Source organism: Amycolatopsis sp. NPDC049688, assembly GCF_040674975.1.
Taxonomy (GTDB): Bacteria; Actinomycetota; Actinomycetes; order Mycobacteriales; family Pseudonocardiaceae; genus Amycolatopsis.
This window is the reverse complement of sequence record NZ_JBFANY010000021.1, coordinates 1-23,380: the sequence shown is the minus strand read 5'-3', so window position 1 is coordinate 23,380 and position 23,380 is coordinate 1. Positions and strand designations below refer to the sequence as shown.

General features: G+C 72.7%; 27 protein-coding genes. 12 read left to right on the top strand and 15 right to left on the bottom strand.

The annotated features are described in order from the left end of the window. Window positions 1-4: 4 nt before the first annotated feature. The 8 genes from AB0J55_RS40830 to AB0J55_RS40795 form a co-directional block, all read right to left on the bottom strand. Window positions 5-604 carry an alkaline shock response membrane anchor protein AmaP gene (locus AB0J55_RS40830; RefSeq protein ID WP_364261766.1) on the bottom strand — a complete coding sequence of 200 codons (600 nt, stop codon included), beginning with the start codon at window positions 602-604 and terminating at the stop codon, window positions 5-7. Then, a complete protein-coding gene (locus AB0J55_RS40825) occupies window positions 601-1,137 on the bottom strand; it encodes a DUF6286 domain-containing protein (RefSeq protein ID WP_364261763.1) in 537 nt (178 codons plus the stop codon). The genes AB0J55_RS40830 and AB0J55_RS40825 overlap by 4 nt, the downstream gene beginning before the upstream one ends. A 2-nt stretch (window positions 1,138-1,139) precedes the next feature. Continuing rightward, window positions 1,140-1,490 (bottom strand): Asp23/Gls24 family envelope stress response protein, encoded by a 351-nt coding sequence (locus AB0J55_RS40820; protein WP_364261760.1) that lies wholly within the window; start codon window positions 1,488-1,490, stop codon window positions 1,140-1,142. Beyond that, a complete protein-coding gene (locus AB0J55_RS40815) occupies window positions 1,487-1,663 on the bottom strand; it encodes a hypothetical protein (protein ID WP_013224542.1) in 177 nt (58 codons plus the stop codon). Before AB0J55_RS40815 ends, AB0J55_RS40820 begins: the two co-directional genes overlap by 4 nt. Before the next feature lie 38 nt (window positions 1,664-1,701). After that, window positions 1,702-2,139 carry an Asp23/Gls24 family envelope stress response protein gene (locus AB0J55_RS40810; RefSeq protein ID WP_364261757.1) on the bottom strand — a complete coding sequence of 146 codons (438 nt, stop codon included), beginning with the start codon at window positions 2,137-2,139 and terminating at the stop codon, window positions 1,702-1,704. Window positions 2,140-2,228: 89 nt separating this feature from the next. After that, on the bottom strand, window positions 2,229-2,642 hold the full coding sequence (locus AB0J55_RS40805; protein ID WP_364261754.1) for an Asp23/Gls24 family envelope stress response protein: 414 nt from the start codon (window positions 2,640-2,642) through the stop codon (window positions 2,229-2,231). Then, on the bottom strand, window positions 2,642-3,196 hold the full coding sequence (locus AB0J55_RS40800; protein WP_364261751.1) for a sigma-70 family RNA polymerase sigma factor: 555 nt from the start codon (window positions 3,194-3,196) through the stop codon (window positions 2,642-2,644). The genes AB0J55_RS40805 and AB0J55_RS40800 overlap by 1 nt, the downstream gene beginning before the upstream one ends. After that, window positions 3,193-3,933: a pyrimidine reductase family protein gene (locus AB0J55_RS40795; RefSeq protein ID WP_364261748.1), complete on the bottom strand. Its 741-nt coding sequence runs from the start codon at window positions 3,931-3,933 to the stop codon at window positions 3,193-3,195. The genes AB0J55_RS40800 and AB0J55_RS40795 overlap by 4 nt, the downstream gene beginning before the upstream one ends. A gap of 89 nt (window positions 3,934-4,022) precedes the next feature. On the opposite strand from AB0J55_RS40795, the gene zapE reads away from it, so the two are divergent. Beyond that, on the top strand, window positions 4,023-5,042 hold the full coding sequence (zapE, locus tag AB0J55_RS40790; RefSeq protein WP_364261745.1) for a cell division protein ZapE: 1,020 nt from the start codon (window positions 4,023-4,025) through the stop codon (window positions 5,040-5,042). Here zapE and AB0J55_RS40785 read toward each other — a convergent pair. Further along, complete coding sequence (locus AB0J55_RS40785) at window positions 4,996-5,610, bottom strand: hypothetical protein (RefSeq protein WP_364261742.1); 615 nt, start codon at window positions 5,608-5,610, stop codon at window positions 4,996-4,998. The genes zapE and AB0J55_RS40785 overlap by 47 nt on opposite strands. A gap of 28 nt (window positions 5,611-5,638) precedes the next feature. Here AB0J55_RS40785 and AB0J55_RS40780 point away from each other — a divergent pair, with 28 nt between their 5' ends. Continuing rightward, window positions 5,639-6,520 carry an FAD-dependent oxidoreductase gene (locus tag AB0J55_RS40780; protein WP_364261739.1) on the top strand — a complete coding sequence of 294 codons (882 nt, stop codon included), beginning with the start codon at window positions 5,639-5,641 and terminating at the stop codon, window positions 6,518-6,520. Here the strand turns inward: AB0J55_RS40780 and AB0J55_RS40775 are convergent. The 3 genes from AB0J55_RS40775 to rocD form a co-directional block, all read right to left on the bottom strand. Continuing rightward, window positions 6,507-7,805 carry a hypothetical protein gene (locus tag AB0J55_RS40775; RefSeq protein ID WP_364261736.1) on the bottom strand — a complete coding sequence of 433 codons (1,299 nt, stop codon included), beginning with the start codon at window positions 7,803-7,805 and terminating at the stop codon, window positions 6,507-6,509. The two genes, AB0J55_RS40780 and AB0J55_RS40775, sit on opposite strands and share 14 nt — an antisense overlap. An 84-nt stretch (window positions 7,806-7,889) precedes the next feature. After that, window positions 7,890-9,239, bottom strand: coding sequence for a DUF2252 domain-containing protein (locus AB0J55_RS40770; RefSeq protein WP_364261733.1), 1,350 nt, complete (start codon window positions 9,237-9,239; stop codon window positions 7,890-7,892). Window positions 9,240-9,320: 81 nt separating this feature from the next. Continuing rightward, complete coding sequence (gene rocD / locus AB0J55_RS40765; protein WP_364261730.1) at window positions 9,321-10,553, bottom strand: ornithine--oxo-acid transaminase; 1,233 nt, start codon at window positions 10,551-10,553, stop codon at window positions 9,321-9,323. Window positions 10,554-10,697: 144 nt separating this feature from the next. Here rocD and AB0J55_RS40760 point away from each other — a divergent pair, with 144 nt between their 5' ends. From AB0J55_RS40760 to AB0J55_RS40740, 5 genes are read left to right on the top strand one after another with little or no spacing between them, the layout of a single operon-like run. Beyond that, the gene (locus AB0J55_RS40760; protein ID WP_364261727.1) at window positions 10,698-11,018 is read left to right on the top strand and encodes a metalloregulator ArsR/SmtB family transcription factor; all 321 of its coding nucleotides are present in this window, start codon (window positions 10,698-10,700) and stop codon (window positions 11,016-11,018) included. After that, the gene (locus tag AB0J55_RS40755) at window positions 11,015-11,485 is read left to right on the top strand and encodes an SRPBCC family protein (RefSeq protein ID WP_364261724.1); all 471 of its coding nucleotides are present in this window, start codon (window positions 11,015-11,017) and stop codon (window positions 11,483-11,485) included. Before AB0J55_RS40760 ends, AB0J55_RS40755 begins: the two co-directional genes overlap by 4 nt. Before the next feature lie 17 nt (window positions 11,486-11,502). Next, window positions 11,503-12,354 carry a PPK2 family polyphosphate kinase gene (locus tag AB0J55_RS40750; RefSeq protein WP_364261721.1) on the top strand — a complete coding sequence of 284 codons (852 nt, stop codon included), beginning with the start codon at window positions 11,503-11,505 and terminating at the stop codon, window positions 12,352-12,354. 20 nt (window positions 12,355-12,374) lie between these two features. Further along, entirely contained in the window at window positions 12,375-14,474 is a 2,100-nt protein-coding gene (locus AB0J55_RS40745) for a prolyl oligopeptidase family serine peptidase (RefSeq protein WP_364261718.1), read from the top strand. Continuing rightward, the gene (locus AB0J55_RS40740; RefSeq protein ID WP_364261715.1) at window positions 14,471-15,421 is read left to right on the top strand and encodes an LLM class F420-dependent oxidoreductase; all 951 of its coding nucleotides are present in this window, start codon (window positions 14,471-14,473) and stop codon (window positions 15,419-15,421) included. Before AB0J55_RS40745 ends, AB0J55_RS40740 begins: the two co-directional genes overlap by 4 nt. Before the next feature lie 67 nt (window positions 15,422-15,488). On the opposite strand, the gene crcB is transcribed toward AB0J55_RS40740, so the two are convergent. The 3 genes from crcB to AB0J55_RS40725 are packed head-to-tail and all read right to left on the bottom strand — an operon-like array spanning window position 15,489 to window position 16,584. Beyond that, on the bottom strand, window positions 15,489-15,863 hold the full coding sequence (gene crcB, locus AB0J55_RS40735; protein WP_364261712.1) for a fluoride efflux transporter CrcB: 375 nt from the start codon (window positions 15,861-15,863) through the stop codon (window positions 15,489-15,491). Beyond that, window positions 15,860-16,192: a DUF190 domain-containing protein gene (locus tag AB0J55_RS40730; RefSeq protein WP_364261709.1), complete on the bottom strand. Its 333-nt coding sequence runs from the start codon at window positions 16,190-16,192 to the stop codon at window positions 15,860-15,862. The genes crcB and AB0J55_RS40730 overlap by 4 nt, the downstream gene beginning before the upstream one ends. Beyond that, window positions 16,192-16,584, bottom strand: coding sequence for a CrcB family protein (locus AB0J55_RS40725; protein ID WP_364261707.1), 393 nt, complete (start codon window positions 16,582-16,584; stop codon window positions 16,192-16,194). Before AB0J55_RS40725 ends, AB0J55_RS40730 begins: the two co-directional genes overlap by 1 nt. Before the next feature lie 152 nt (window positions 16,585-16,736). Between AB0J55_RS40725 and AB0J55_RS40720 the strand changes: the two genes are divergently transcribed. From AB0J55_RS40720 to AB0J55_RS40700, 5 genes are all read left to right on the top strand, one after another. Then, a complete protein-coding gene (locus tag AB0J55_RS40720) occupies window positions 16,737-18,371 on the top strand; it encodes an aminotransferase class I/II-fold pyridoxal phosphate-dependent enzyme (protein WP_364261704.1) in 1,635 nt (544 codons plus the stop codon). Next, a complete protein-coding gene (locus AB0J55_RS40715) occupies window positions 18,368-19,651 on the top strand; it encodes a SidA/IucD/PvdA family monooxygenase (RefSeq protein ID WP_364261701.1) in 1,284 nt (427 codons plus the stop codon). Before AB0J55_RS40720 ends, AB0J55_RS40715 begins: the two co-directional genes overlap by 4 nt. Beyond that, window positions 19,648-21,375 (top strand): IucA/IucC family protein, encoded by a 1,728-nt coding sequence (locus AB0J55_RS40710; protein ID WP_364261698.1) that lies wholly within the window; start codon window positions 19,648-19,650, stop codon window positions 21,373-21,375. The genes AB0J55_RS40715 and AB0J55_RS40710 overlap by 4 nt, the downstream gene beginning before the upstream one ends. Continuing rightward, window positions 21,372-22,676, top strand: coding sequence for a glutamine synthetase (locus AB0J55_RS40705; RefSeq protein ID WP_364262112.1), 1,305 nt, complete (start codon window positions 21,372-21,374; stop codon window positions 22,674-22,676). The genes AB0J55_RS40710 and AB0J55_RS40705 overlap by 4 nt, the downstream gene beginning before the upstream one ends. A 92-nt stretch (window positions 22,677-22,768) precedes the next feature. After that, window positions 22,769-23,287: a hypothetical protein gene (locus AB0J55_RS40700; protein ID WP_364261695.1), complete on the top strand. Its 519-nt coding sequence runs from the start codon at window positions 22,769-22,771 to the stop codon at window positions 23,285-23,287. The last annotated feature ends 93 nt before the right edge of the window (window positions 23,288-23,380 follow it).

Here is a 23,380-nt window from a genome sequence, read left to right as displayed (position 1 = left end):
CGGCTCAGCGCACGCGTTTCGCCGGGCTCGTGTCGAGTTCCAGCCGGACCGCGGCGGGCAGCGACGGCAGGCCCAGCGATTCCCGGGCCCTGGTCAGCACCTGCGCGTCGAGCTCCGCCCAGACGCCCTTGAGGTCCGTGCCCTCCCGCAGCCACAGCGTGATGCGCAACGCCGGAGAAATGCGCGAGCCGACGGCGCGGACCCGGGCCCGGCTGACGCCGTCGAGCCGTTCGGCGTCGGCCTGGACCGCACCGGCGATCGCCGCCGCCGTGACCACCAGCTCCGCGCCTTCCGTGCGGTCGAGGTCCAGGTCGGGGCGCGGTTCGGGGCGCAGCGAGCGCACCGCCCACTTCAGGCCCGCGGCGAACAGCAGCACCCCGAGCACGATCGCGGCGATCCGCGCCGGGGTCGCGTGCCCGCCGAGCCAGCCGAGGGCGATCGGGTCCAGCAGCGGACGGCGGCCGCGGAACTCGCCGAGCCAGCCGAAGCCGACCACCAGGGCCAGCGCCCCGCCGAGCAGGGCCAGCAGCCCGACCAGGAACGTCAGCGTGCGTTCGCCGGTGTAGGACCGGGAGAGCGCCTTCGTGGCGACCGAGCGGCTCATCGGCGGTCCTTCGGCGAGTCGACGACGACCGAGACCTTCGGCCGCCGCACCAGCGGGACTTCGTCGAGCAGCGCCGACACCGTGGCCAGCAGCCGCGGCCGCAGTTCGCCTTCGCTCTCGAGGGTGCTCTTGGCGCGGACGCGGATGCGGCGGGCGCTCGCGGTGACCGAAGCGCCGGCGACGTTGTCCTGCGCCCGCACGGTGAGCCCGACCAGCCGGGCCAGCGAGCGCGGCGACGTCGAAACGCCGACGTCCTCGGCCGGGTCGGTCAGCCGGACCGCGCGGTTGCCCGCGGCGAGGGCACAGCCGATGAGCACCAGGCCGGCCGCGGCGACCACGCCGGCGCCGACGCGGACCGCGTAGGCGTCCCAGCCCAGCGACGCCAGCCCGGCCTGCCACCGCGGCCACGGCACCAGCAGCGGCGCCGAACCCGGGCGCCACCAGTGCCACCCGACCTCCAGGGCGAGCAGCGCCCCGGCCGCGGCGAAGGCCAGGCCCAGCAGGGTCGAGAGGATGCGGACGAACGGGCGCACGGCTACCGCACCCTCGGGGGCGCGTCCGGCAGCAGCGCGGACACCGTCACGGCCAGCGTCCGGACGCGGTAGCCGGTGATCAGCTCGACCTCTTCGGTGACCTTCTCGCGCACGTCGCCGACGACCGCGCGGACCGCCGCCGGGTAGCGCAGGGCGACGTCGAGCGCGAGGTCGACGTCGTTGTCGTGCCCGCCGACCTTCGCCTTCGGTCCCTTCCGGCCGTCCCGCGCGGTGCCGGGCACCGTGTCGGCGGCGTGCTGGGCGACCTTGCGGACCACCGCGTGCCCGATGGTGAGGGTGCCGCGCTCGCCGGGGTCGGCGAGCTCCCGCGGCACGTCGAGGACGCGGCTCACTTGTCGCGGCCCTTGCCGAAGAGCTCGCCGAGGTCGAGTTCGCCGTCGAGGACCCGGCCGGCGACCAGGCCGATGATCCCGACGGCCAGGGTCACCAGGAACGCGGTGAACCCCTGGGTCGCGGCCAGGCCGAGGATCAGCCCGGCCAGGAGCCCGGTCTGCGTTGCGTTCACATGTCCTCCTAGGACTGGGACGGAAGGTCGCCGCGCGGTCATTCGACGCGCGTGGATTCGGGTTCTTCCTCGCCCGGCAGGAAGATGTCGTTGACCGCGATGTTCACCTCGATCACCTCGAGGCCGGTGATCTGCTCGACGGCGGTGATCACGTTGCGCCGCACCGCGCGGGCGACGTCGGTGATGCGCGCGCCGTACTCCACCACGACGTCGAGGTCGATCGCCGTCTGCTTCTCGCCGACCTCCACCGACACGCCGGTCGTGGTGACCGTGCCGGAGCCGGGAATGCGCTCGCGCAGCGCGCCGATCGCGCGCGAAACCCCGCCGCCGCCGAGGGCGTGCACGCCGGCGATCTCGCGGGCGGCCAGGCCGGCGATCTTCTGCACCACCAGTGACGCGATGGTGGTGCGGCCGGCGGCGCCCTCCTCGTTGAGCGGCGTGACGGTGCCGGGGCTCTCGGTCCGTTCCGGGTGCATGCGTGCGGGCTCCTCTCGTGGCGGGCTTTCGCCGTTACGATGCCCGGAGGGGCACAACCCTCACGCGATGTCACCCAATCGGGGTAATTTCACCCCGGATGGACGTCAACGACGTGCACGTTCACCGCCGTGGCGGTCCCGAGCTGCCGGGCCAGCTCCGCGGTGATGTCCCGGCGCAGCGTTTCGGCGGCCTCGTCGGCGACGACGCCGAACCGGACCGACACCAGCACCTCCACGACGTCGTCCTCGACCGCGACGGCCGACACCCGCACGCCGTCCGGGGCCCGGTCCGCGGCGATCGTCTCGGCCAGCCGGGTGACGACGTCGCCGGTGATGCGCAGCCGGCCGCCCTCGCCGGGCACGTCGATCGCCGTCCGGCGGCCGCGCGCGACCGCCCGCAGCACGCGTTCGACCAGGCCGGGCGGGGTCGGCACCCGGCGCCGGGCCGCGGCGCGCACGGCGTCCCAGCGCGGGTCCCGCTCGGGATCCTCGGTCTCGGCCATCACCGCTCCCTCAACTCGGCGAGCAGCGCCACCCTGGCCCGGTGCAGCCGCGAACGCAAGGCACCGACGTTCACGTCGAGCACTTCGGCGACCTCTTCGTAGCTCAGCCCCTCCAGTTCGCGCAGCACGAGCGGCACGCGCTGGGACACCTCCAGCCTGCCGACCGCCCGCAGCACCGCGTCGACCTCTTCGGCCCGCACGACCCGGCCTTCCGGGCCGGGCACCGCCGCGGCGAGCAACGCGCTGTCCACAGTGGACTGCGGATCGGGGTCGTCGAGCGAGACCGTCGGACGGCGGCGGCGCAGCACGGCGAGCGCGCTGTTGGTGACGACGCGGTAGAGCCAGGTCGACACCGCCGACTCCTGCCGGAACCCGGCCAGGGACCGCCAGGCGGCGAGCCACGCCTCCTGCACGACGTCCTCGGCCTCGGCCGCGCTGCCGGTGATCCGCAGCGCGACCCGGTACATCCGGGGCGTGTGCTGCCGCACCAGGGCGCCGAACGCCGTTTCGTCGCCGCCGGCGGCCTTGGCGAGCAGCTCGGCGTCGTCGCTCACCCGGCGTCCCGGCGGTAGCGCAGGAGCGTGAAGCCGTCCTCGACGAGGACGGAGGCCAGGGCGAGCCGGCGCGGCACGGCGGGGGCGGCCCCGGCGGCGATCCGGCCCGCGGTTCCGGCCACGAGCAGCGGCGCGACGGTCAGGCACAGCTGGTCGACGAGGTCGTCGGCGACGAGCCGCGCGAAGAGCCCGGGCCCGCCTTCGCAGTCGATCCGGCGCAGGCCGCGGGCGGCGAGCAGGCCGAGGGCGCGGGGCAGGTCGACGTCGTCTTCGCCCGCGCGCAGGACTTCGGCCCCGGCGGCTTCGAGGGCACGCGTGTCGGCGGTGTCCGTGGTGACCACGATCGGGGGCACGGCGGTTTCGGTGAACAGCCGGGACGCGGGGTCGAGGTCGGCGGTGCGCGTCACGACGGCGATCGGCGGCACGCCGTCGAACCCCAGCCGGCGACGGCGCTCCAGGCGTTTCGGGCCCGCGACGACGCCGCGGTAGTTCTCGGCGCGGGCGGTCCCGGCGCCGACCAGGATCACGTCGGCGAGATCGCGGCCGAGCAGGAAAACCCGGCGGTCGGCGGCGTGCGAGAGACCCGCCGACGTCGTGTCGATCTCGACGGCGCCGTCGGCGGACGCGACGAAGTTCACCTGCACCCAGGGCCGGTCCGGGTTCTCGGGGTAGGAGTAGATCTCCTCGAGGTCCGAATCGGTCAGTTCGCCCGTCCGTTCGGGCCACACAAGCTGCACCCGATCATCCCAGCACGAGCGTGAATCACGTCTCTACCGGGGCATATGCCCGCTCATCGGCAACTGGGGCGCCGATAGGCTCTCCGACCATGCCCGCGCACCTGGTCGATCGCCGTCCCGAGCTGTCCGCCGACGAGCTGATCGGCGCGCTGGTGCCGCCGCCGCGCTTCGACGCCGTCCGGTTCGAGACCTACATTCCGAATCCCGACGAGCCCAGTCAGGCCGCCGCCGTGGAGGCGTGCTCGGCGTTCGCGGAGAAGGTCGGCGCGCGCCGCGAAAAGAAGCGCTTCAAGCTCTTCGGCGGGTCCTCGGAGCCGGCCGGGCCCAGGGGCCTCTACCTCGACGGCGGGTTCGGCGTCGGCAAGACCCACCTGCTGGCCTCGACGTGGCACGCGGCGCCCTCGCCCAAGGCGTACGGCACGTTCGTCGAGCTGACCCACCTGGTCGGCGCGCTGGGCTTCGCCGAGGCCGTGCGGCGGCTGTCGGAGCACCGCGTCCTGGCCATCGACGAGTTCGAGCTCGACGACCCGGGCGACACCACGCTGGTCACCCGGCTGCTGCAGGAGCTGATGGACGCCGGGGTGTTCGTCGCGGCGACGTCGAACACGCTGCCGGAGAAGCTGGGCGAGGGCCGGTTCGCCGCCGAGGACTTCCTGCGCGAGATCCAGTCGCTGTCGGCCCGCTTCGGCGTGGTCCGCGTCGACGGCCCGGACTACCGCCACCGCGGCCTGCCGGACGCGCCGCCGCCGGTGTCGCCGGAGGAGCTGGAGACGTCGGCCGCCGCGCACGACGGGTCCACTGTGGACGATTTCGACGCGCTGTGCGCCCACCTCGCCGAGCTGCACCCGTCCCGCTACGGGCGGCTGCTCGACGGCGTCACCCGCGTGCACCTGCGTGGCATCCACCCGGCGCCGGACCAGAACGTGGGCCTGCGGCTGGTCGCCTTCGCCGACCGGCTCTACGACCGGGCCGTCCCGCTGGTCGTCTCGGGCGAGCCGCTGCCGTCGCTGTTCACCGAGGAGATGGTGAACGGCGGCTATCGGAAGAAGTACCTGCGCGCGGTCAGCCGGCTGACGGCGCTGGCCCGTGACGCGGCGCCGGCCAGCTGACCAGCACGACCGCGACGGCCCACAGCGTCCCGCCGGCGACGTCGGTGAGGTAGTGGTAGCCCATCCCGACGAGCCCCGCCGCCGCGGCCAGCAGCGCCACCGCGGCCAGCACCACCACGACCACCCGGCGGGTGACCAGGACGAGCACGGTCAGCACCGCGGCCAGGCTCACCGTGTGGCCGCTGGGGTAGACCAGGGTGCCGTTCTTCCACCGGTCGTACAGCGGTTTCAGCAGGAACGTCGTCAGCAGGATGGCCAGCACCGGCACGGCCAGGGCGAGCGCGGCCTCCAGCCGCCGCCCGGCGCGCAGGCACAGGACGACCGCGAGCAGGCCCAGCGCGAGCACGACGTACGGCTCGGTCGGGAAGACCAGGGCCCGCACCACACCCGGGTTGAGGTGCGCGACGGCCCGGGCGGCGGCGTCGTCGACCGTGCCGGGCGTGCTCCCGCCGGCGAACGGCAGGCCCAGCAGCAGCGCGAGCAAACCGCAGACGGCGGCGATCGTCCTCACCCGCGCGAGGGTAGCCGGGCCCCCGCGGCCCGCCGGGCGCCGCCGGTGCGTCACCATGCGGGGGAGCCCACCTTGGGAGGAGCGGATGCGGGTCACAGTCGCCGGGGCCGGGATGGTCGGGCTGAGCAGCGCGTACCGGCTGGCGGAAGCGGGCCACGACGTCACGGTCGTGGCGGCGGCCCCGCCGCGGGAATCGACGTCGGCGGTGGCCGGCGGGGTGCTGTACCCGCCGGGGCACCGCCTCGACGAGCGCGTGGTCCGGTGGACCGCGGCGAGCCTCGCGGTGTTCCGCGGGCAGGACGCCCCGGGTGTCCGCTTCCGCCGCGGCCGGGTCCTGCTGGCGGCCGGGGCACCCGACCCGCAGTGGCTCCCGGCGGTCGGCGCGGCCCGCGTCGGCGACCGCGTGGAGTTCACGACGGCAGTGGTCGACACGCCGGTGTACCTGAGCTGGCTGCTGGCCGGGGTGCGCGCGCTGGGTGTGCGCGTCGAGTACCGGACGCTGACCTCGTTGTCGGGTCTCGACGCGGACGTCGTGGTCAACGCGGCGGGCCTCGGCGCGGGTCCCCTGGCCGGCGACGACTCGATGGTCCCGGTCGGCGGCCAGGTGGTGCACGTGACCGACCCGGGCGTGGCCGAGTTCGTGGTCGACGAGACGGGCCCGGGCGTGACGTACGTGATCCCCCACGGCACCCACGTGGTGTGCGGCGGCACGGAGGAACCGGGCCGCGGCGACACGGACCCGAACCCGGGCGTGACGGCGGACATCCTGCGCCGCTGCCGCGAACTGGAGCCGCGCCTGGCGGAGGCGAAGGTGCTGCGGTCGCTGGTGGGGCTGCGCCCGTTCCGTCGTGAGGTGCGGCTGGAGCGGGAGGGTGACGTCGTGCACTGCTACGGGCACGGGGGAGCGGGGATCACCCTGGCTTGGGGCTGCGCGGCGGACGTCGCCGCGCTGGTCACGGCTGGATGAGCTCGGTGATGCCGCGCGCTCGCAGGTAGGCCGCGTCCGCAGCGCGGCTCTGCAGCACGAACGCCACCCGCTTGCCCTCGGCCGCCAGTTTGAAGAACCGGTCGTTGCCCGCCGTCGGGAACAGGTCCGGGACCACGATCGCCGTCGTGCGCGGGGCCGGGGACGGTGGCGTCCGGTCGAACTCCGCCACCAAAGCCTTCAACGCCGCTCCGGCCGGTTTCAGGACCCGGTCGTTCGTGTACAGCCCCAGGTCATATTCGAGGGGGTTCAGGTTCGGGACCAGCGCCGGGTTCACGTCGTGGGAGCACCACCACGTGAAACCCAGCGTGTGCGCGCAGGAAGCCGCGTTGCGGATCGACTGGGACAGCCACTCGCCGTACTGCGGGCGCGTCGCGTCGCTGAAGTGGATCGACGGTGCCGCGCCGTCCTCCTGGATCCACACCTGGCGGGCCGGGTCCGTCGCGTACGCCTGCGCCACCTGGATCAGGCGTTCCGCGTTGTGCGTGGCGAACGCGGCGAGCGGGTCCGTCTTCAGCGTGCCGAAGAACGACGTCCACGGGTGGATGGCCACCACGTTGCCCGCGTCGGCGAGGCCGGGGCGGGTGAAGTAGGTGCCGTTGTCCCACGGCGCCCGGTCGCAGCCCACCGTGTGCGCCTTGCCGGGCGCCACCTCCTCGGCCGTGGCGCACAGCGTGCGGGCCCACGCGTCCGCCTGCGCCTGCGTGACGAACAGGCCGGCGTAGGAATCCCAGTAGTAGTACGGCTCGTTCGACAGGTCGAACCCGAGGAACCGCGGGTGCCGGCCGATCCGCCCGGCCAGCGCCGCCAGCAGCGCGCGCTGCGCGTCCAGGGCGGCCGGGTCGGTGAACCAGTTCACCGGCTTCGGCGTCGTCTGCAGCCAGTTCGGCGTCCAGTAGCGGGCCGAGATGTGGCCGTTGAACACCGTCACCTCGACGTCCAGCCCGGCCGCGCCGGCGAGGTCGAGGAACCGGTGCAGCCGGTCGAGCTTCTCGCCGCTCACCAGGTGCGGTTCCGGCTGGAAGGCCGACCACAGCAGCATGATCCGGATGTGGTCGAGCCCCAGCGCGGCGATGTCGTGGAGGTCGCGGCGCAGGTCGTCCTCGCGCCAGTCCTCCCACATGTGGAACCAGCGCGTGGACGGCGTGTAGTTGACGCCCAGCCGGAACGCCCGGCGCCGGGGAGCCGCGAGCGCGGGTGCCGCCGTGGCCGCCAGTGCCGTCGCGACCGCGCCCGTGAGCACCGACCGCCGCTTGAGATCCGCCACGCCGCCTCCCTCGCCGTCACCCGTTCACGAACGTCTAGCACGGCCGGGAAGTCGTTCTCCAGCGTTGACCGGCAACCTGTCCGGTCAGGTCCCCGAGAAGGCGGCGTGGTCGGCTTCCGTCCGGTCGGCGTAGCGCACGGCGAACGCGCCCATCGCCTCGTCGAGCTCGGAGTCGTCGGCGAAGTACCCGGCGAGGAGCTTCGGATGCAGCGACCGCGTGTGGGCGCGGGCGAGCAGCGCCCCGGCCAGCCGGCCGTAGTCGTCGAGGTGGTCCTTCTCCAGCGCCGACGGGTCGATGTCGCCCTTGAGGTTGCGGAACTGCCGGACGATGAACGGCACGGCGCCGATGGTGGTCCAGCCGAGGAGGATGTCCGTCTCGGCCTGCACCAGGCGGGCGCCGTCGACGATCCGCTGCCCTTCGTGCGCCGCCGTCGGCAGGCCGAGGTACGGCGCCAGCGCGGGCCGCTGCGCCTGCTTCACCTGCAGCACCAGGTCTTCGTCGTCGTTGCCGTGCAGCAGGGCGACGTAGCTGCGCAGGCCGACACTGCCGGTGCCGACGACGCGGAAGGCGACGTCGGCGAGCCGGTACCGCGCGATCAGCGTGCGCCGCGACTCGCGCAGGGTGTCCACATAGGACACCAGGCCGGCGTGCACGGCTTCGGCGGTCGCCGCGTCGACGTGCGTCAGCACGGGCGGGTCTTCGACGAACCGGTGCCGGGCCAGGCCGGTCTCGTGGTCGTCGACGCGTTCGGTCCACTTCGCGGCGACCTTCGCGCTGTCGTTCTTGCGGGCCTTCTCGGCGGCGTCGGCGAAGTCGTCGATCAGCTCGTCGGCCCGCGCCTTGGACAGCACCGAGGAGTCCGGCAGCGCGTTCCAGCTCCGCAGGAACGGCAGCTCGGCCAGGGCGCGGATGGTCCGGCGGTAGGACTTCACGGCGTCTTCGGCGGCCTCGCGGCAGCCGGCCTCGCCGATGCCGCCTTCGCGGCCGGCGAGCACGAGGCTGGCGGCGAGCCGCTTGAGGTCCCATTCCCACGGGCCCGGCACGGTCTCGTCGAAGTCGTTGATGTCCATCACGATCTTGCCTTCGGGGGTGCCGTAGAGCCCGAAGTTCGCCGCGTGGGCGTCGCCGCAGAGCTGGGCGGTCAGCCCGGAGTCCGGCGTGCCGGCGAGGTCGGCGCCCATCAGGCCGGCCGCGCCGCGGAAGAAGGTGAACGGCGACGCGAGCATCCGTTCCCGCCGCAGCTCGACGAGCTCGGGCAGCCGTCCCGTGTTGGTGGCTTCGAAGTACTGCTGTGGCGACGGCCGGTCTTTCGCCGTGGCCTCGTGGTCGTGTGCGGTGACCGGCGTCTTCTCCCGGAGCCGCTTCCCCTGGTCGTACAGCTCGGCCGGTGTGACGCATCCGGTGCCCACGAGCGGGCGTTCCCCTGATCCCATACCGGGCACAACGTCCGAAGGGGACGTTGTGCTCCCGGACGCCGCCGGGGCGGGAGGCTCACCCGGCGGCGTCCGGGTGGTCTACGGGCGGATCACCTCGGCGATCGCGTCGATGCCGCGGTCGAGCTCCTCGCGGGTGATCACCAGCGGCGGGGCGACGCGCAGGGTGCGCTCGTGCGTCTCCTTGCACAGCACGCCCCGCGCCGACAGCGCCACCGACGCCTCGCGCCCCGACGGCCCACCGGGGGCGATGTCGATGCCCGCCCACAGGCCGCGGCCGCGGACTTCGGACAGCCCGGTGCCGATCAGCGCGTTCAGGCGCGCGTGCAGGTGGGCGCCCAGCTCCGCGGACCGCTGCTGGAACTCGCCGGTCTTCAGCAGCTTGACGACCGCCCGCCCGACCGCGCACGCGAGGGGGTTGCCGCCGAAGGTCGAGCCGTGCTCGCCCGGCTTCAGGACGCCCAGCACGTCGCGGCGGCCGACCACCGCGGACACCGGCAGGATGCCGCCGCCGAGGGCCTTGCCCAGGGTGTACACGTCCGCGCGGACGCCCTCGTGGTCCAGCGCCAGCACGGTGCCGGTGCGGGCCAGCCCGGACTGGATCTCGTCGGCGATCAGCAGCACGCCGTGCTCGTCACACGCCTGCCGCACGTCGGCGAAGTAGCCCTCCGGCGGCACGATGACCCCGGCCTCGCCCTGCACCGGCTCCAGCAGCACCGCGGCGGTGCGCGGGGTGATCGCGTCGCGCAGCGCGGCCGCGTCGCCGTACTTCACCGTGACGAAGCCCGGGGTGAACGGGCCGAAGTCGGCGCGCGCGGTCTCGTCGGTGGAGAACGACACGATCGTGGTGGTCCGGCCGTGGAAGTTCGAGCCCGCGACGATGATCTCCGCGGTGCCGTCCGGCACGCCCTTCACCCGGTGCGCCCACTTGCGGGCCACCTTGACCGCGGACTCGACGGCCTCGGCGCCGGAGTTCATCGGCAGCACCAGCTCGGTGCCGGTCAGCTCGGCCAGCTCGCGGCAGAACAGCCCCAGCTGGTCGTGGTGGAACGCCCGCGACGTCAGCGTGACGCGCCCGAGCTGCTCCACGGCGGCGGCGATCAGGTCCGGGTGGCGGTGGCCGAAGTTCAGGGCCGAGTAGCCGGACAGGAAGTCCAGGTAGGACCGGCCCTCGACGTCCGTCACCGAGGCGCCGGACGCTTCGGCGATCACGACGGGCAGCGGGTGGTAGTTGTGCGTGCTCCATTGCTCGTCGAGCTCGATGAAGCTCGCGGCGGTGGGGGCGGCGGTCTCCCGGCCGGCGAACGTCGTCATGCGTTCAGGTTAGAGGCAGAACACGCAGACTTCAGCCGGGAATCGTTGCTTTCACCCGTTGTTCGTTGCGCAATACCGGGTTCACACCCCCGAAACAATGCGTGCCGGTTGACGACCGGATCGGTAAGCCGTAACTTACCGTTCGTGGCGACTTACGGAAGCGACCAGCTGGCCGCCCTCGCCGACCCTTCGCGCCGCGCGATCTTCGAAGCGCTGCGGGACGGGCCGCGCGCGGTCGGCGAGCTGGCCGCGGACCTGCCGATCAGCCGCCCGGCCGTCTCCCAGCACCTCAAGGTGCTCAAGGAAGCGGGCCTGGTCACCGATCGGGCCGCCGGCACCAAGCGGCTCTACCGGCTGGAACCGGCCGGGATCGCCGCCCTGCGCGCCTACCTCGACGGGATGTGGTCGGACGCGCTGAAGTCCTTCGCCGAGCTGGCGGAACGAACCGAAGAGGAGCAGTCATGACCACGCTGGAACCGATCCGCAGGACGATCACCGTCGCCTGCTCGCGCGAGCACGCGTTCAAGACCTACACCGAAGCCTTCGACAGCTGGTGGCCGCGGCAGCACCACATCGGGGCGGGCGACCTCGCCGAAGCCGTCCTCGAGCCGAAGGAAGGCGGGCGCTGGTACGAGCGGACCGTCGACGGCGCCGAGTGCCAGTGGGGCGAGGTGCTGGTCTGGGAGCCACCCACCCGGGTGGTCCTCTCCTGGCGGATCGACGGCGACTGGAACATCGACCCGGACCCGGCGCACGCCAGCGAAATCGAGGTCCGGTTCATCGAGGAAGGACCGCGGTCGACCCGTGTCGAGCTGGAGCACCGCGGCTTCGAGCGGCACGGCGAAACCGGTCCCAAGGTCCGCGAAGGCGTCTCGGGCGAGGGTGGGCACGGCGCGCTGTTGAAACTCTTCGCCGGGAAAGCCGCCGCCTGAACGGGTACTTTTTCCGGATGGCCAAGAAGCACGACGGAAGCCGGGTCCGGGACGCGCTGCGCGTCGGCGGTGAGCTGCCGGACCCGGGCTCGGCCCCGGTCGGGCCGGGCAAGAAAGCCAAGGCCCTCGCCGGGCTCGACAGCGCGGGCGAGCGGCTCTCGGCGTTGCAGGAGGCGCTCTTCGCCGAAGGTGTCGCCGGCGGCCCGCGGCGGGTGCTGCTCGTGCTGCAGGGCATGGACACCTCCGGCAAGGGCGGCACGGTGTCGCACGTGCTCGGCCTGGTCAACCCGATGGGTGTCCGGTACGCGGCGTTCAAGAAGCCGACCGCGGCCGAACAACGTCACGAATACCTGTGGCGGATCCGCAAGCAGCTGCCCGCGGCCGGCCAGATCGGCGTCTTCGACCGCTCGCACTACGAGGACATCCTCGTTCCGCAGGTCAGCGGCCTGCTGACCGGGGCCGAGCGGCGCCGCCGGTACGCCGAGATCAACGCGTTCGAGGCGGAACTGGCCGAGGCCGGCACCACCGTGCTCAAGGTGTTCCTGCACATCTCGCCGGAGGAACAGCTCAAGCGGCTCAAGGCCCGGCTCGTCACGCCCGAGAAGCGCTGGAAGTACAACCCGGGTGACCTGGAGGCGCGGTCGCACTGGCCGGCGTACCAGCAGGCCTACGCCGGCATCTTCGAGAAGACGTCGACCGCGGACGCCCCCTGGTACGCGGTGCCGGCCGACCACAAGTGGTACCGCAACTGGGCCGTCGCCGAGCTGCTGATCGAGACCCTCGCCGACCTGAAGCCGCGGTTCCCGGAACCGGACTACGACGTCGACGCCGAGCTGGCCAAGCTGAAGGGCGTTGGCGCCCCGGCGTGATCGTCTGGAAGAGTGCGGGCGTGACCGATGTCGACGACCTCCCGTTCCTCCGCAAACAGGCCCGGACCCAGCGCTTCACCCTCGGCGCGCCGAAGGAGTTCCGGGTCGCCCCGGACGGCTCGCGCGTGCTGTTCCTGCGCGCGGAGTCGGGCACCGACCCCCGGCACAGCCTGTGGTCGGCCGACCTGGCGACCGGCGCCGAGACGAAGCTCGTCGACGCCGCCGAGCTGCTGCCCGGCGAGGAGGAACTGCCCGCCGAAGAGCGCGCGCGGCGCGAACGGGCCCGCGAGACCGGCGGCGGCGTCGTCCACTACGGCGTCGACGCGGCCTTCACCGTCGCGGTGTTCTCGCTCTCGGGCAAGCTCTACACCCTGGACCTCGCTTCGGGCGAGGTGACGCTGCGCGTCGACGGCGCGGTCATCGACCCGCGGCCCAGCCCGGCCGGCACGCACGTCGCCTACGTCCAGAACCGGCGGCTGCACGTGCTGGAGCTGGCCACCGGCGACGACCGCGTGCTGGTCGAGGAGGACGGCGAGGACATCGCCTGGGGTCTCGCCGAGTTCATCGCGGCCGAGGAGATGGACCGCACCCGCGGCTACTGGTGGGCCCCCGACGGCCGCAGCATCCTCGCCGAACGCTCCGACCGCGGCCCGGTGCCGCGCTGGACCATCGCCGACCCGGCCAACCCGCAGCACCCGGCCAACGTCGTCGCCTACCCGGCCGCGGGCACGGCGAACGCCCTGGTGTCGCTGTCGGTGCTTGGCCTCGACGGCTCGCGCGTCGACGTCGCGCCGGGCGACTGGGAGTACCTGGCCTCGGTGCACTGGTCGGCCGGCGGGGCGCCGCTGCTCGCCGTGCAGCCGCGCGACCAGAAGCGGATGGACGTCCTCGCCCTGGACGTCACCGACGGCTCGACGTCGGTCGTGCACACCGCGTCCGACCAGCACTGGATCGACATCGTCGGCGGCGTCCCGGCGTGGACGCCGGACGGGCGGCTGGTCGTCGAGGGCATGGTCGACGGCGACCACCGGCTGTTCGTCGGCGGCGAGGCCGTCACCCCGGCCGGGCTGCAGCTGCGGGCCGTGCTCGACGTCGGCGACGAGATCCTCTTCAGCGCTTCGGAAGCCGACCCGACGCAGATCCACGTCTTCCGCACCGAGGGCGCTTCGGTGCGTCGCCTGTCCACTGTGGACGGCGTGCACGTCGGCGCCGGGTCCGCCGCCGTCACCGTGCTTTCGTCGTGGAGCCTGGAGTACAGCGGCCCGCGCGTTTCAGTGTTGCGGGACGGCTCGCCGGTCGCCACGATCGAGTCGTCCACTGTGGACCCGGACATCGTGCCCAACCTGACCTGGCTGACGCTGGGCGAGCGTGGGTTGCGCGCGGCGCTGCTGCTGCCGCGCGGGTACGAGCCGAGCGAGGGCAAGTTGCCGGTGCTGCTCGACCCGTACGGCGGGCCGCACGCCCAGCGTGTCCTGCAAAGCCGCAATGCGTTCCTGACCTCGCAGTGGCTGGCCGACCAGGGTTTCGCGGTGCTCGTGGCGGACGGCCGCGGCACGCCGGGCCGCGGCGCGGTGTGGGAGCGCGAGATCCACGGGCGTCTCGCCGACGTCACGCTGCAGGACCAGGTCGACGCCCTGCAGGCGGCAGCGGCGTCCTGTCCCGAGCTCGATGTCGAGCGAGTCGCGATCCGGGGCTGGTCGTACGGCGGGTACCTGTCGGCGCTGGCGGTGTTGCGGCGTCCGGACGTCTTCCACGCGGCGGTCGCGGGCGCGCCGGTCACCGACTGGTCCCTGTACGACACGCACTACACCGAGCGGTACCTGGGGAAGCCCCAGGACGAGGCCGAGAGCTATGCGCACAACTCGCTGATCGAGAGCGCGGGCGAGCTGAGCCGGGCGCTGCTGATCGTCCACGGGCTGGCCGACGACAACGTGTTCGTCGCGCACGCGCTGCGGCTGTCGTCGGCGCTGCTGGCCAAGGGGCGGCCGCACGTCTTCCTGCCGCTGGCGGGCGCGACCCACATGACGCCGCAGGCCGAAGAGGTCGCGGAGAACCTGATGCGCACGCAGGTCGACTGGCTGCTGCGTGAACTGTCCGCCGTCGAGAAGGAGACTGCATGAGCCGCTGGGGCCTGACGATTCCGCTGACCGGGGTGCCGCTGACGGCGCACCGCGAACTGGTGGAACAGCTGCCGGACCTGGGCTACACGGACGCGTGGACGGCCGAAACGGCGGGCACGGACGCGTTCACGCCGCTGGTGCTGGCTTCGCAGTGGGCACCGCAGCTGCGCCTGGGCACGGCGATCGTCCCGGTGTACACCCGCGGGCCCGGCCTCCTGGCGATGCAGGCGGCGACGGTGGCGGAGCTGGCGCCGGGCCGGTTCGTCCTCGGCATCGGCGCGTCGTCCCCGGTGATCGTGTCCCAGTGGAACGCGGCCTCCTTCGACGAGCCTCTCGCCCGTTCTCGTGACACCCTGCGGTTCCTGCGCACGGCGCTGGCGGGGGAGAAGGTGACCGAGAAGTACGAGACGTTCGCGGTGTCGAAGTTCCGCTTGGAACGCCCGGCGGACCCGCCCCCGTCGATCATGCTGGCGGCCCTGCGCCCGGGCATGCTCCGCCTGGCGGCACGCGAGGCGGACGGCGCGATCACCAACTGGCTGGCGGCTTCGGACGTGCCCCGCGTGCGGTCGGTGGTGGGCCCGGACGTCGAGCTGGCGGCCCGGATCTTCGTGTGCCCGACGGAGGACGCCGAGGCGGCCCGCGGTCTGGGGCGGATGCTGATTTCGAGCTACCTGACGGTGCCGGTGTACGCGGCGTTCCACGAGTGGCTGGGGCGTGGCGAGGCATTGGCCCCCATGCACGAGGCGTGGGCGGCGGGGGACCGGCAGAAGGCGAACCAGGTCATCCCGGACTCGGTGGTGGACGAGCTGGTGATCCACGGGAGCGTGGATTCCTGCCGGGAGCAGGTGCAGTCCTATGTGGACAACGGGCTGACGACGCCGATCATCGCGCTGCTGCCCACCGGGGAGGACCCGTTCGAGCGGGTGCGCGGGCTGGCGCCGCGCTGATATTTCGGTGCTTCCCTCCGGGGCCGGGTGTTACCTGGCCCCGGAGGCGGATGCGGCGTCCGGACCGCTAAGCGAAGACGCCGGTCGCGAGAAGGAGCCCGGCTGCGCCCGACGCCAGGCCCGCGAGGGTGGTGACGACCACGTTCAGTACCGCATACAGCCGAGTCTTCTGCAGGAACAGCCGGACCGTCTCGTAGCCGAACGTCGAGAACGTCGTCAGCCCGCCGCAGAATCCCACCGCCACCAGCGCCCGGACCGACGACGGCTCCGCGCCGTGCAGGAGCCAGCCGCTCAGGAAGCCCAGGACGAACGAGCCCGCGATGTTCACCGTCAGCGTCCCGAACGGGAACGGCGAGTCGCGCCACTGCTGGATGCGGCGGTCGGTCAGGTAGCGCAGCACCGACCCGGCCGCTCCGCCCAGGGCCACCAGGACCAGCGTCACTCGGTCCGCCCCACGTGGCGGACCACCTCGACCTGGTCGAGCGTCACCAGGCCCTCGCCGATCAGCTCGTCCAGCTGGGGCAGGAACGCGCGCAGTTTCGCCTCTTCGTCGATGATCACGATCACCACCGGCAGGTCTTCCGACAGCGACAGGATCCGCGTCGTGTGGATCAGCGACGAAGCGCCGTAGCCCTCGACGCCGCGAAGCACCGAAGCGCCCGCGAGGCCGGCGTCGCGGGCTCGGCGGACGATCTCGTGGTAGAGCGGCTTGTGGTGCCAGTGGTCGTCTTCGCCGATGTAGATCGTCAGGCGGGTCGCGGGTCCGTCCATCAGCGTCCCTTTCGCACAACTCGCGTGGCCGTGAGACCGGCGGCGACGGCGGTCAGGCACAGCACCAGCGAGGCCAGGGCGTAGGCCAGGGAACCCAGTATGCGCCCGGTGGTGGCCGCGTCGAGGGTGTCGGTCACGAACGTGGAGAAGGTCGTGAACCCGCCGAGGATCCCGACGCCCAGGAACGGCCGCAGCAAGTGGTGGGGGCGCGCGGTGGTGGTCAGGATCGCCATCAGGACGCCGATGAGCAGGCAGCCGAGGACATTGGTGAGCAGCGTCGCCAGTGCGAACTCGCCGCGCGCGTGCGGGATCGCCACGGACAGGCCGTAGCGGGCGAGGCTGCCGAGCGCGCCGCCGGCGCCGATCGCCGCCAGGACGTCCCACCGGGGCACGTGATCACCTCCTCGCGGTGAACCTACTCCCGATGGCCGACGCGTTCCCGCCACCCGGTCGAGCATGCTGGACGGGACCGGATGACAGGCAGCCGCCGGTCGCCGTACTGTGGCTCAGCGTAGGCAAGGCAACCCTAAGGAAGGCGGGGCACATGCGGGCAGACGGGCTGGCCGGTGGCGAGGGCGGCGCGGACCGGCTCGGCGAGCTGATCCCGCTGGCGCTCCGCGCCATGGCGGCGGGCATCGCGGAACGCGGCGGCCCGGCCCCGGCAGGCGGCCCGGCCGCGGTGGCGGCGGCGCTGGTGGCGGAGCGTGGCGACCTGGGCCAGGTGACGGCGGCCGCCGGGCTGGGCGAACTCGCGCCTGCTGCGGGTCTTCGCCATGCCCTGGCCGCCGAGTCGGCGCCCGCTTCCGGGCCGGACCATGCCGTACCCGCCGAACCGACCGCGCCGCAGCCCGCCAGCCCCCACCATCCCGCCCCCACCTCGGCCGCCCCGCGCGGCGGCCGAGAGTCCGTCACCGGTGCCCTGCCCCGGACCGGCGTCGGCGCCGAAGCCGCGCTCGAACACCTCAGCCGCCTCCTCGCCGCCGGGTCCGCCGATCCCGCCGACCCCTCCTGCGCCGCCCACCTGCACTGCCCGCCGCTCGCCGTCTCCGTTGCCGCCGATGTCGTCGCCAGTGCCCTCAACCCCTCCATGGACTCCTGGGACCAGGCCCCCGTCGCCAGTGAACTCGAACGCGAATTCACCGCCGGCATCGCCCGGTTGTGTTACCCCTACGCCGAAACCCCGGATGCCGTCGTCACCACCGGTGGCACCGAATCCAACCTCCTCGGCCTCCTCCTGGCCCGTGAACGCAACCCCCGCGCCCAGCCCGTCTGCGGCGCCAACGCCCACCACAGCGTCGCCCGCGCCGCCTGGCTGCTCGGCCTGCCCGCCCCCGTCGTCGTCCCGTGCGAAGGCGACCGCATGCTCCCCGGCGCCCTCGCCGATGTCCTCACCGCGGACTCCGTCGTCGTCGCCACCGCCGGGACCACCAACACCGGCACCCTCGACCCGCTGCCCGAAATCGCCCGGATCTGCCGCCGAAAGCGCGCCCGCCTGCACGTCGACGCGGCCTACGGTGGCATGGCCCTCTGCAGCGAAACCCTCAAGGCCAAGCTCGACGGGCTCGAGCTGGCCGACTCCGTCGCCCTCGATCTGCACAAGTTCGGCTGGCAACCCGTCGCCGCCGGGCTCTTCGCCGCGCGGGAAGCCGCCGATCTCGCCGCCCTCACCGTCCGCGCCGAGTACCTCAACGCCGACGACGACACCGAAGCCGGCCTGCCCGACCTGCTCGGCCGCTCGATCCGGACGTCGCGGCGGCCGGACGCCTTCCGGATGGCCGTCACCGTGCACGCGCTCGGCACCGAGGGCCTCGGTGCGCTCGTCGAACGCTGCTGCACCACCGCCACCGAGGTCGCCCGGCTGGTGGACGACCACCCGGGCCTGCGGCTCTGGGGCAGGCCCGAACTGTCCACTGTGGTCCTCCGGCCGGTCGTCGCCGACGAGGCCGGGGGCGACGAGCTCGTCGCCCGCGTCCGCCGCGCCCTGCTCGAAGCGGGCACCGCCGTCATCGGCCGGGCCGCGCTGCCGACCGGGCCGGGCGGCGAAAACCAGCTGTGGCTCAAGCTGACCCTGCTGCACCCGCACACCACCGCCGAGGACTACCGCCCGCTGCTCGACCGGATTGCCGCCACGGCGGGGGCCGAGCTGGTGACCGGCCGGGAAAGCCCGGTTGCTTCGTGAGGCGCCACCACCTCGCCGGCATCGGGATCGGACCCTTCAACCTCTCGCTCGCGGCCCTCGCCGCCCCGGTCGACGGCCTGGACGCGGTCTTCTTCGACGCGCGCCCGGAATTCCGCTGGCACCCGGGCCTGCTCGTCGAGGGCGCGACGCTGCAGGTGCCCTTCCTGGCCGACCTCGTCACCCTCGTCGACCCGACGAGCCCGTTCTCCTTCCTCAATTACCTGCGCGACCGCGGGCGGCTGCTGCCGTTCTACTTCGCCGAGCGGTTCCACCTGCCCCGCGCCGAATACGACGACTACGGCCGGTGGGCCGCCGCCCGGCTGCCGTCGTGCCGGTTCGGCCACGAGGTCACCGGCGTCCGCTGGAACGACGCCGAAGCGGCGTTCGAACTGACCGTCACCGGGACCGAGCCGGTGCTCGCCGACGCCGTCGTGCTGGGCGTCGGCTCGGTGCCGTCGGTGCCGGAACCGCTGCGCGGGCTGGCGGACGATCCGGCCGTCCCGGTGCTGCACTCGGCCGACTACCTGACCCACCGGGACACGCTGCTGGCCGCGGACAGCGTCACGGTCGTCGGGTCCGGGCAGTCGGGTGCCGAGGTCGTGCTCGACCTGCTGCGCAGCCGCTCCACTGTGGACGGTCTGCGCTGGCTGGCCCGGACGCCGGCGTTCGCGCCGATGGAGTACTCGAAACTCGGCCTGGAGCAGTTCACCCCGGACTACACCCGGTACTTCCACGGCCTGCCGGAACCCGTCCGCGACCGACTGCTGCCCGCGCAGTGGCAGCTGTACAAGGGTATCGACACCGAAACGATCGGCGCGATCCACGACGAGCTCTACCGCCGCAGCATCACCGGCCCGCCCGGCGCGGTGCTGACCCCCGGCGTCGAGGTCGTCTCCGCGTCCACTGTGGACGGTCAGGTCGAGCTCGGCGTGCGGCACGCGCAGCAGGGCCGCAGCGGCACCGTGCGCACCGCCGCCGTCGTCGCGGCCACCGGCTACGCGGAGACGCCGACCGGGCCCCTGCTGGCCGGGCTCGGGGACGCCGTCCACCGCGACCAGCGGGGCCGCCTGGTCGTCGACGCCGGCTACCGCGTCGCCCTCGACGTGCCGGGGCCGCTGTTCGTGCAGAACGCCGAACGGCACACCCACGGCCCCGGCGCCCCGGACCTCGGTCTCGGTGCCTGGCGGGCGGCCGTGATCCTCAACGCCGTGTGCGGCCGGACCGTGCACGAGCTGCCCGACCGCACCGCCTTCACCACGTTCGGCCTGGAGGACCTGTGACCCTGGATGAGGCGGCCGCCTGGCGCGCGGCCGGCGCCCTGATCACCCACAAGATGCTCGGCGAGCTGTCCTACGAGCACATGCTGGAGCCGGTCGGCGGCGGCGACGGCTACCGGCTGGACCTCCCGGACGGCGTCACGTACACGTTCCGGGCCCGGCGCGGCGCCTTCGAAGCCTGGACGGTCGAACCGGGCAGCGCCCGGCGGGGCGGCGAGCCGGTCACCGATCCGCGCACCCTCGTCGTCGACGCCCGCGCGGTGCTGGGCCTCGGTGGCCTGCGGCTGGCGGACGTCCTGGCCGAGCTGACCGCGACGGTCGCCAACGAAGCCGCCCGCCTGCGCCGCGCGCCGACCGCGGCCGAATTGTCCACAATGGATTACAACTACGCGGACGGGCACCTCACCGGCCATCCGCGGCTGGTGCTCAACAAGGGCCGGGTCGGTTTCTCCGCCCGCGACCGCGCACGGTACGCCCCCGAAGCCGGCGAAGACCTGCGGCTGCGCTGGTTCGCCGTCCACCCCGAGCACGCCGAGTTCCGCTGCGTCGGCGAGCTGAGCCGGGACGCGCTGCTGGACGCCGAACTCGGCGACCAGCGCGGCGAGTTCGCGGCGCGGGCGCCCGAAGACTACGTCTGGGTGCCCGTGCACCCGTGGCAGGCCGACGAAATCGTCGGCACGCTCTACGCCGCCGAGCTCGCCACCGGCGTCGTCGTCGACCTCGGCGAGAGCGCCGACGCCTACCGGCCGCACCAGACGGTCCGGACCCTGGCCAACGTGAGCACGCCGGGCCGCCACGACGTCAAGACCGCCGTGTCGGTGCGGAACACGCTCGTCTACCGCGGGCTCAACTCCGCGGCGACGCTCGCCGGGCCGTCGGTGACGTCGTGGCTGCGCCGGATCAGCGCGGCCGACCCTCTGCTGAGTGAGGAGTACCGGTTCGGGTTGCTCGGCGAGGTCGCGAGCGTGTCGGTCAAGCATCCGCTGTTCGGGCACATCGAGGAGCTGCCGTACCGGTTCCACGAAACCCTGGGCGCGCTGTGGCGCGAGCCGCTGCCGCCCGGGGAGCGCACGATCTCGTTCGCCGCGCTGCCCTACCGGGGGCCGGACGGTGTCTCGGTGCTGGCGCACCTGATCGGGGGCGGTGACGCGATGGGGTGGCTGACGCGCCTGTTCGACCTGCTGCTCACCCCCTTGCTGCAGTGGCTGCTGCGCCACGGTGTCGGGTTCTGCCCGCACGGGCAGAACCTCATCCTCGTCGTCGACGCCGCCGGGTTCCCGCAGCGGGTGCTGATCAAGGACTTCGCGCAGGGTGTCGACCTGCTCGACGAGCAGCTGGACAGCTACGCGTCCCTGCCGGCCGAGGCCGCGGCGGACATGCTGCGCTGGCCCGCGCACCTGCTGGCCCAGTCGCTGTTCAGCTCGGTGTTCTCCGGGCAGTTCCGGTTCTGGGCCGAGCTGCTGCTCGATGAGCTCGGCCTGCCGCGGGCCCGGTTCTGGGCGGCGGTGCGGGAGGTCGTCGGCCGCTATCGCGACGAGAACCCGGAGGTGGCTGCGCGCTTCGACGCGTGCCGGCTGTTCGCGCCGGATGTCGAGCGGGTCACCCTCAACCGAGAGCACTTCGCCGGGCAGGGCTTCGACAAGGTGGAGCGCGACGACGAGTTCGACGTGCGCTGGGGACGGGTGCCGAATCCGCTGCACTCGCCGGATGCCGGTGGGGCGTGGTGACGGCGTTCTCGCGGCCGGCCGGGCCGCGGTCGCTGGCCGCCCGGCGTGCGACGGCCGTTGCGGGGGAAGGGGTGTTGCGCGGCGTGCTCGCTGAGGATGGCGCGCGGTTGCTTCTGCTGGTGCCCGACCCGCACGCCCGGTTTGCCGCGGTGGAGGTTGCTGCTCCCTTCGCCGCTTCGGTGCTCGATGAGGGTTATGGCGTCTGCAGTTACGTTTTTGCGTGGACGCCGTCGCGGGAGCCGTTGCCGGTGTCCGGGGTGCTGGGTGGATACCTCGAGGGGTTCGGGGATCTGCGGGTGCGGCCGGATGCGGCTTCGGCCGTTCCGCTCGGTGAGCGGACCTGGGCCGTGGTCTGCGATGCCGAATGGCCGTCGGGGGCCGCTGCCGAACTGGCTCCGCGGGAGGTGCTGCGTGGTCAGCTCGCTGCGTTGGAGGGGCTGGGGTTGGTACCTTCGGTAGGGATCGAGCACGAGGTCGTCTTCCGGGACGCTGAGGGGCCGCTTACTTCGCATGGTGTCGACTATGCTTTGGGCGGTACCGAGCGGATGACGCCTCTTTTGGGGGATCTGCGGGTGGCTCTGGATGAGGCCGGGCTCGGGGTCGAAAGTGCTCGTGCCGAGTGTCATCCGGGGCAGTACGAGATCGTGCTGCGTCATCGGGATGCCCTTGCTGCTTGTGATGATGTTCTCCTGCAGCAGCTTCTCGTGCGTCGGGTTGCGGGGCGGCACGGCGTTACCGCGGACTACCTGGCTGCGCCCGAGCCTGGGCAGGGGAGCTCGGGGCATGTGCATCTTTCCCTGTCTGCCGTGGATGGTTCGGAGCCCGATCTGCTGGGCGGGTTTCTGGCCGGTGTTCTTCGGGATGCGCGTTCTTTGAGCGCTGTTTGGGCTCCTACGTGGAACAGCTATGTCCGGTTGCGGACGGCGCCGTTTTCTCCGCGGGAGGTGCGGTGGGGGTATGACGATCGGACCGCTTCGGTCCGGGTGGCTGGGGCGGCTTCCAGTCCTCGGCTGGAGTTCCGGTTTGCCGGTAGTGATGCTCAGCCGCATCTTGTGGTTGCTGCTCTTCTTGCCGCTGGGCGGTTCGGGTTGGAAGAGGATCTTGCTCCGCCGGAGCCGGGGGCTGTGGTCGGTGAGTTGGCGGGTTCGCCTTGGGAGGCTTTGTCTTTGCTGGATCGGGTTGGGGAGTTGCTGGGTTCCGATGTTGCTGGTCAGCTTGGTGCTCTGCTTACCGAGGAGATCGAGGCCGGGTTGGATGCTGTGACCGATTGGCAGCGGCGTCGGGGTTCTCTGCGGTCCTGACGGTGATTCGCCCACCTTCGGTGCCGTAACGACGGTTCGCGCAATGGCGACTCCTGTGGGCGTACCGCGCCGACGGATCGCTGGGAGCCGCGTTGTCGAAAGAGGGCTTGTTCACCAGGATCGGGGCCATTGCCGCCGTTGTCGCCCTGGTTCCGGCCTACCTGGCCGTCGCGGGTGATCGGGAGTGGTGGCCCTTTCCGCTGTCCGTTCCGGGCGTGGCCCAGCCGGTTGCCTCCGGTGCTTCACCTGCCGAGGCGGTTCGGTCCACCGAGCCCCCTCGGTCCGCTCCGGCGGCTGATGGTGTGGCGAGCGGCCTTGCCGACTTCGTTGTCGGCTATTACCGGTCGATGCCGGACACCGCGGCCGGGTGGGCGTTGATCGGGCCGAATCTGCGGGGGCGGGGGCGGGCGAGCTATGACCGGTTTTGGGGGCGGTACAGCAGTGTTGATGTGCTGGCTCAGCCGTCCGTGCGGGATGATCAGGTCACTGTGCGCATTGCGTTGCATCCGCGGGATGGGAGTGCGGCCGTTGTCGAGCGGCATGTGCTTACGGTGATCCGTTATGACGGGGGGCTTCGCATCGATGCCGATGAGTTCCTTGGCCGGGGTTGAAAGCTTTTTGGATTTCCGCAACCCCGAAGCCTGATTGTGACTACGGCCGGCGGTGGTTTGTCAAGGCGGGAAAGCGTGCCTTGACAAACCACC